Genomic DNA, 6,571 nt, shown 5'->3' with positions numbered 1-6,571 from the left:
CCATCTCATATTCCAGTTATGGTATGCTGATGGAGCACGCTGGCTTGAACTGCCAACATGCATTAATCCTTCCTTAATTAAAAAAGATAAACCCTGGTATTTGAATGGATTTTTGCTGGTCATCAGTAAAGTACCGTTCATACCGCCTGCACCATACAATGCAGATGAAGCACCTGATAAAAGTTCTATATTATCCACATCCAGTTCGCTTAAACCAATAATAGCGCCTACCGAAAAGTTAAGGCCGGGTGCCTGGTTATCCATCCCATCAACCAATTGATTGAACCTGGTATTACCGCTGCTGTTAAAACCACGGGTGGTAGGTGTTTTAAAAGTTAAAGAAGATGTAGTAACATCCACCCCTTTTAAACCAATGATAACATCGTAAAAACTTGCTGCCGGAGCATTGCGAATATTCGCTGCACTTACTCTTTCAATTGAAACCGGCGACTCCATTATTTTTTGAGGAACCCTTGTAGCAGATACTACTACTTCCTGGCCTAAAGCAACCGAGGGTTTAAATTCTACCTGTGTAAATGTGGCATCACTTACAGTAATTTCCTGTAATTCGTAGCCTACTGAAGATACCAGTAATGTAACCGGTAAACTTTTAACTGTTATTCTAAAATTTCCTTTATCGTCTGTAAAGGTTCCGGCGGTACCGCCTTTAACTGTAATGGAAACAGCTCCTGCACCTTCTTTTGTACTGCTGTTTCTAACATTACCGCTTACAGTTACATTTTGTGCAAAGGCTGCAATTGTTACAGCATTTGCCACTAAAAAAGTAACCAGATAGCTTGCAATTTTTCTCATATAGCGTATTTTGGGTTTTAAATATCAGGCAATAATAAGCATTGTTAGTTTTCTATTAAAATTTTCTTTCTAACCGTCTGTTGATATATTGCCCATAACAAATTTAGGATTTTATAATCGTTGATGTTATTTTAGCAGTATGACTCCACTTAAATTACCCGGACAAACAGCTTTTTACAAAGGAAAAGTAAGGGATGTGTACTCCGTTGCCAATAATATATTAGTAATGGTTGCCAGCAATCGCATTTCGGCCTTTGATGTTATTTTACCCCGTTTAATTCCTTTTAAAGGACAGGTATTAACGCAAATTGCTGCTTACATGCTGCATGCAACCAAAGATATTTGCCCTAATTGGTTATTATTAACACCGGCACCTAATGTAAGCATTGGAAAAAATTGCGATCCATTTAAAATAGAAATGGTAGTACGGGGTAACTTAACCGGCCATGCCTGGCGAACTTATTCATCGGGCAATAAAATATTATGTGGGGTAACGATGGCTGATGGCATGAAGGAAAATGATTATTTCTCTTCTCCCATTATTACTCCCAGTACCAAAGCTGCCGAAGGACACGATGAAGATATAAGTGCAACGGAAATTATTGAACAGGGCCTGGCCACTGCAGCAGATTGGGATATTTTAAGTAAATATGCTTTACAATTATTTGCAAGAGGAAAAGAAATTGCTGCCAAACAAGGTTTAATTTTAGTAGATACCAAATATGAGTTTGGTAAAATGGGTGATGAAATAATTTTGATGGATGAAATACATACCCCCGACAGCAGCAGGTATTTTTATGCAGATGGTTTTGAAGAAAGGCAGCAAAAAGGCGAACGCCAAAAACAATTAAGTAAAGAGTTTGTAAGAGAATGGCTGATTGAAAATAACTTTATGGGTAAAGAAGGCCAAACCGTTCCTGCCATGAGCGATGAATGGGTAGAAGTGATAAGTAAAAGATATATTGAGCTGTATGAAAAAGTAATTGGAGAAAAATTTGTACCTCAAGAATTAACTGATGAGCAAACTGAAAAAATAATTGTAGAACAATTAGGGAAATTGTAACTGCTATTAATAATTTACTTTTTTATTACTGCTCTTTTTGTTCAGGCATATAAATACATTTCATTTTTTTAAACGTTTCAAACTTAACCATGAAAAAATTTATCCTTTCGCTTGCAATACTTTTACCTTTTATACTATTTGCACAGGAGCATTATTTATTAATTGGTACTTATACCGGTGGTAAAAGCGAAGGCATTTATGTGTATAAATTTAACAGTGCCACAGGCGATAACAGTTTTGTGAGTGTTGTAAAAAGTTCTAACCCTTCTTTTTTGGCAGTATCACCCAACAGCAAATTTGTATATGCTGTAAATGAAAATGCCGACAGTACAAGATTTACTGTTGGTGGAAATATTTCTGCATTTGCATTTGATAAAACTAATGGCACCTTAACCGAAATAAATAAACAGCCATCGGGTGGTAAACATCCCTGCTATGTTGCTGTTGATAAAACAGGCCATTGGATTTTTGCCGGCAATTACAGCAGCGGCAGCATTGGCTTACTGCATGCAAATAAAGATGGATCATTAGATACTTTAAAACAAATTGTACAACACCAGGGCAGCGGCCCCAATACACAAAGGCAGGAAGGGCCGCATGTACATTCCACCATAGTTTCGGCAGATAATAAATATTTGTATGTGCCCGATTTAGGTATTGACAAAGTAATGATCTATTCTTTTGATAAAACAAAGGGAACATTAAAATATAAATCTGCAGCAGCATCGTTGCCGGGTAACGGCCCAAGGCATTTCGAATTTGCACCCAATAATAAATTTGCCTATCTGATGGAAGAAATGACAGGCACAGTAGTTTGTTACAAAGCTAACAATGGCAACTTACAATTTGTGCAGCGCATCAACGCTTTACCTGCAGGTTTTAAAGGCGCTATTGGCAGCGCCGATATCCATGTTTCTCCCAATGGTAAATTTTTATACTGCAGCAACCGTGGCGATGCCAACAGCATCAGCATTTTTTCAGTAAACCCTGCTAATGGAAAATTAACTTTAAGCGGCCATCAATCTACGTTAGGTAAAACACCACGTAACTTTAATTTTGACCCCGGCGGTAATTTTTTATTAGCAGCCAACCAAAATACAGACGACATTGTAATTTTTAAAATTGATAAAAAAACAGGCATGTTAAGTGAAACAGGAAAAAAGATAAGTGTGGGAAACCCTGTTTGTTTAAAGTGGGTGAAGTGAAGATTATTGCAGGTGTCGATTTTTTTAAATTAAAAACAAATAAAATTTTGTTTTTACGCTCAGATAAAAGTTCAACAAAGATTTAATATACAAGAGTGTCTACCCTTAGGCTAGACCAATAAAGCTAAATAGCGTTAATAACGCCGAGCTCAAAAAACATTTTTTAAAGAGAAGAGAATTTTACTTTCAATTTACGCTTTAGGTATTATAAAACTAAATCTGCTGCCTTTACCAATTTCGCTTTGCACAAAAATTTCGCCGCCGTTTTTATTTAAAAATTCTTTACAAAGCATTAAGCCCAGGCCGGTACCGGTTTCGTTTGCTGTACCTTTTGTGGTAAAATAATTATTACCAAATAACTGGCTAATATTTTCTTTGCTTATACCCATGCCTGTATCTTTTACAAATACTTCTACGGTTTCGTTTTTTATAGCTGCCCCGAGAGACACTTCACCATTTTCGGGAGTAAATTTAATAGCATTGCTTAAAAGATTTCTCAACACCAGGTTTATCATGTCTTTATCAGCATAAATATAAACGGGAGCATCCGTTTTTGTTTTAAGATATACTTTTTTATTTTCTGCCTGCAGCCTTAATAACTGTTGCACTTCTGTAATCATTAAACTTACATCTATCAGTTGCGGATTTACGCTTGCACCTTCCATCTGGCTTTTAGCCCACTGCAACAAATTTTCCATCAGGCTGGTGGCGTAAGTTAAATCGTTTAAAATATCGGGTACCAGTACTTTTATTTCTTCACCCGGCAAATCGTATTGCTGCATGCTTTTAAATAGGTTTCGCAATCCGTAAATTGGTGTACGCAAATCATGCGATATAATGGAGAAAAGCCGGTTTTTAACTGCATTAAGTTCTGTAAGCTGTGCCGTTTGTTCCTCCAGTAAATTTGCTTTAACTATTATTTCTTCACTTTGTTTTTCTACCTCTATATTTTTTTTATGTAATGCCCTGTTGCTGCTTATTATTTCAAACTGGTACTCTGTATTTTCTTTTTTTATTAAAAACAATCCTAAAAAAATAAAACATATCGATAGAATGTGATTAAAAATATAGAAAGGAAAATTTATTTCTCTCAGTACAAATTGATATTGCTGTGGAACAAGAAATATAAAACTGTAACAGGCTACTGCTATAACCACTGCAAAAAGTATGCGGTTAAGTTTTTGTAAAAAGAAAACTGCCAGTACACCGTAAAGAATAAAAAATAATTCCACACCTGCATCTACGCTGCCTGAATAAACCAATGCTGTAAAAACAGGATACATTACAAAATACCAAAGAAGCGAAAACTGAAGACGTTGATAGTAATTTAATAATAATACCACCCCACTTATTAACGCAGGCGAACAGGCAACCACCCATGCTAATGGCGGCAAATAGCCACTGTTAAAAAGGCCTGCAACCGGTATAGTGACACCACTAATAAAAGCAAAAAAGTTAAGCAGGTTAAATATGCCCAACCGTCGCTTTTCGTAGCTGTCCATAGCGGGGTTAGCGCCAAGGCTTTTTATTTTTTTAAAAAAATTGATGAATTTTAAATAAATGCCCTTCATTTGGGGATATTGAATTATTTGAAAATTAGAATAGTTTTTTAAAGAACGTATTTTTTAAATGCTTAGTATAAGCTGATTAAGCAGAAATCGGTTTAGCAGTGATTGAAGTTAAAATCTAAACAAAAGCATATTAAATATGTTAGAAAAAAAGTAAGTAATTTTCAAAACAGCCTGAAAAATATGATTTAATTAATAAATCTGTTTTTAAATTAGGCTATAAATTTTACGCAAATAAAATAATATAATTTAGTAAAATACCGATTATGCTAATATGTGAATTACATAATTTTCTTTGTTAACTGTGTAACAAATACTGCATACAGGCCGGTTATCTTTGTACAAGTTTTTCATAGGATATTGGATTTAACCGGGGCTGGATTTTTATCCTGGCCCCTTTTTATTTACAAAAAAAGTTACACAAAAAAACGCTTCAATTTCTTGAAACGTTCTTTTTGACTGTACTTGCTGTTTATTTCATGGCTATTTAAAAAAGTAAAGAAAGCAACATTCTATCATAACACTGCATGCAGTTTAAATCCATGGGCATGTTTGTTCCTCAATTGCTTTACTTCTTCATGAAGTTTTAATTTTAGATCATCGGCGCAAACCGAGTTTATTTCAGCAGCTTCATTTACTGACAAAGGTTGTTGCAGTAAGCTGTTAATTATGGGAAACATTGGTGTTATGGCGCTATCCTTTTTATCTGTTCTTATATCATTTTTTAAAATACATTTAGCTGTAATAAAAGTATGGTGCAGCAACTGCAGGTATAAAGACCCCGGCGTTTTTAATAAAAATAAATTGTCTTTTATTTGAGTAAATGATTCAATCAATATTTTATCTGCAAGTTTTTCGTTGCTGGTAAGCCTCAAAATTGCCCCGTACATCATTGGTGAATACTTATCGTACAAATGCTGCCACCCTAAAGAATTATTATTCTCTATCATAGAAATTATTTCTTCTGCTGAAATTACATTATTGATTTTGCTCACTAAACTCTTATTTTTAAAAACAGCATTAATTCACTTCCATCTTAATCAGCAATTTTATTTCCCACTATAAGCCTTGAAAGCACAGCAATACCAGCAATACCCAACAATACATGAATAAATGGCCCTACATCAAAAGCAAAATATCCAATAAGCCAAAAGCCAATTAAAATTGCTGCCATTACATAAAGAATATTTCCCATAGTTGTTAATTTTGGAGGTTAGGTAATGTATTTATCCGCTATTCAAATTTTTACAACGCTTGTTTTATTACTTACTTTATTTATTGATATTTCACTGCATTTCATTTGGCAGGCAATAGCATTGCTGAGCTGTATCCTTAAATCTGCAAGCATTGATTTTGCCCAATGCCTTACTGCTGCATCGCCTGATTTCACACCCACTTTTTCAAATTGCACAATAGCATATTTATGATCTTTAACCATTATATCACAATAAGCTTTATCGAAATCATTTCCCGATTTTTTACTTAAGTTATTATAAACATTTACTGCATTATCGGTGGTTATGGGAATCGGTATAAATTTATTTGTGGTAAGTACAATTAAGTATTGAAAAGATCTGCTGTAAAAATCTTCCATCTTTTTACCTAATTCTTTAACATCCGCTATCATTCCATTTTGCTGTGCCAAATGCGCCAAATTAATTTGGAGTAAATTTATTTCGGCTGCATTTAAAAGAAAATATTCATCATTTGTATCACTTTCCATATTTAACTTAGGCTTATTATTTTCTCCATTAGTATTATTCTTATCACCCCTCTTTATTCCTTTATTGCAGGATAATACAAAAAGTAAACCGGCAGTTAATAAAAACACCCAGGCCGGTAATAATTTAAAATGTTTTACTTTTCGCATTTCTTTTATTATAATCCCAGAAATAAAAAACTTGGGGGGGGGGGTAGAAATT

General features: G+C 34.5%; 7 protein-coding genes. 2 read left to right on the top strand and 5 right to left on the bottom strand.

What is annotated here, in order from left to right:
- Positions 1-813 (bottom strand): carboxypeptidase-like regulatory domain-containing protein (locus ACY651_RS07290; protein ID WP_462251189.1); only part of this gene is annotated, 813 nt, incomplete at its 3' end.
- Between the two features lie 139 nt (positions 814-952).
- On the opposite strand from ACY651_RS07290, the gene ACY651_RS07285 reads away from it, so the two are divergent.
- Together ACY651_RS07285 and ACY651_RS07280 are read left to right on the top strand one after the other, a co-directional pair.
- Positions 953-1,876, top strand: coding sequence for a phosphoribosylaminoimidazolesuccinocarboxamide synthase (locus ACY651_RS07285; RefSeq protein ID WP_462251187.1), 924 nt, complete (start codon positions 953-955; stop codon positions 1,874-1,876).
- Positions 1,877-1,965: 89 nt separating this feature from the next.
- Positions 1,966-3,081, top strand: a complete 1,116-nt coding sequence (locus tag ACY651_RS07280; protein WP_462251185.1) for a lactonase family protein — start codon at positions 1,966-1,968, stop codon at positions 3,079-3,081.
- Between the two features lie 191 nt (positions 3,082-3,272).
- Here ACY651_RS07280 and ACY651_RS07275 read toward each other — a convergent pair whose 3' ends face one another.
- From ACY651_RS07275 to ACY651_RS07260, 4 genes are all read right to left on the bottom strand, one after another.
- Entirely contained in the window at positions 3,273-4,652 is a 1,380-nt protein-coding gene (locus ACY651_RS07275) for a sensor histidine kinase (protein WP_462251183.1), read from the bottom strand.
- Positions 4,653-5,164: 512 nt separating this feature from the next.
- The gene (locus ACY651_RS07270) at positions 5,165-5,644 is read right to left on the bottom strand and encodes an RNA polymerase sigma factor (RefSeq protein WP_462251181.1); all 480 of its coding nucleotides are present in this window, start codon (positions 5,642-5,644) and stop codon (positions 5,165-5,167) included.
- 41 nt (positions 5,645-5,685) lie between these two features.
- Entirely contained in the window at positions 5,686-5,844 is a 159-nt protein-coding gene (locus tag ACY651_RS07265; RefSeq protein ID WP_462251179.1) for a lmo0937 family membrane protein, read from the bottom strand.
- A 42-nt stretch (positions 5,845-5,886) separates the two neighbouring features.
- Positions 5,887-6,519 (bottom strand): DUF4142 domain-containing protein, encoded by a 633-nt coding sequence (locus ACY651_RS07260; protein ID WP_462251177.1) that lies wholly within the window; start codon positions 6,517-6,519, stop codon positions 5,887-5,889.
- Positions 6,520-6,571 lie beyond the last annotated feature (52 nt).

It is taken from the genome of Ferruginibacter sp. (assembly GCF_031391665.1).
Classification (GTDB): domain Bacteria; phylum Bacteroidota; class Bacteroidia; order Chitinophagales; family Chitinophagaceae; genus Ferruginibacter.
The sequence above is the reverse complement of the archived record's forward strand: the minus strand, read 5'-3'. Positions and strand labels throughout refer to the sequence as shown.

Coding starts and splice junctions, on each gene's coding strand:
- ACY651_RS07280 (WP_462251185.1), top strand. CDS start 1,966: ATGAAAAAATTTATCCTTTCGCTTGCAATACTTTTACCTTTTATACTA.
- ACY651_RS07265 (WP_462251179.1), bottom strand. CDS start 5,844: ATGGGAAATATTCTTTATGTAATGGCAGCAATTTTAATTGGCTTTTGG.
- ACY651_RS07285 (WP_462251187.1), top strand. CDS start 953: ATGACTCCACTTAAATTACCCGGACAAACAGCTTTTTACAAAGGAAAA.
- ACY651_RS07260 (WP_462251177.1), bottom strand. CDS start 6,519: ATGCGAAAAGTAAAACATTTTAAATTATTACCGGCCTGGGTGTTTTTA.
- ACY651_RS07275 (WP_462251183.1), bottom strand. CDS start 4,652: ATGAAGGGCATTTATTTAAAATTCATCAATTTTTTTAAAAAAATAAAA.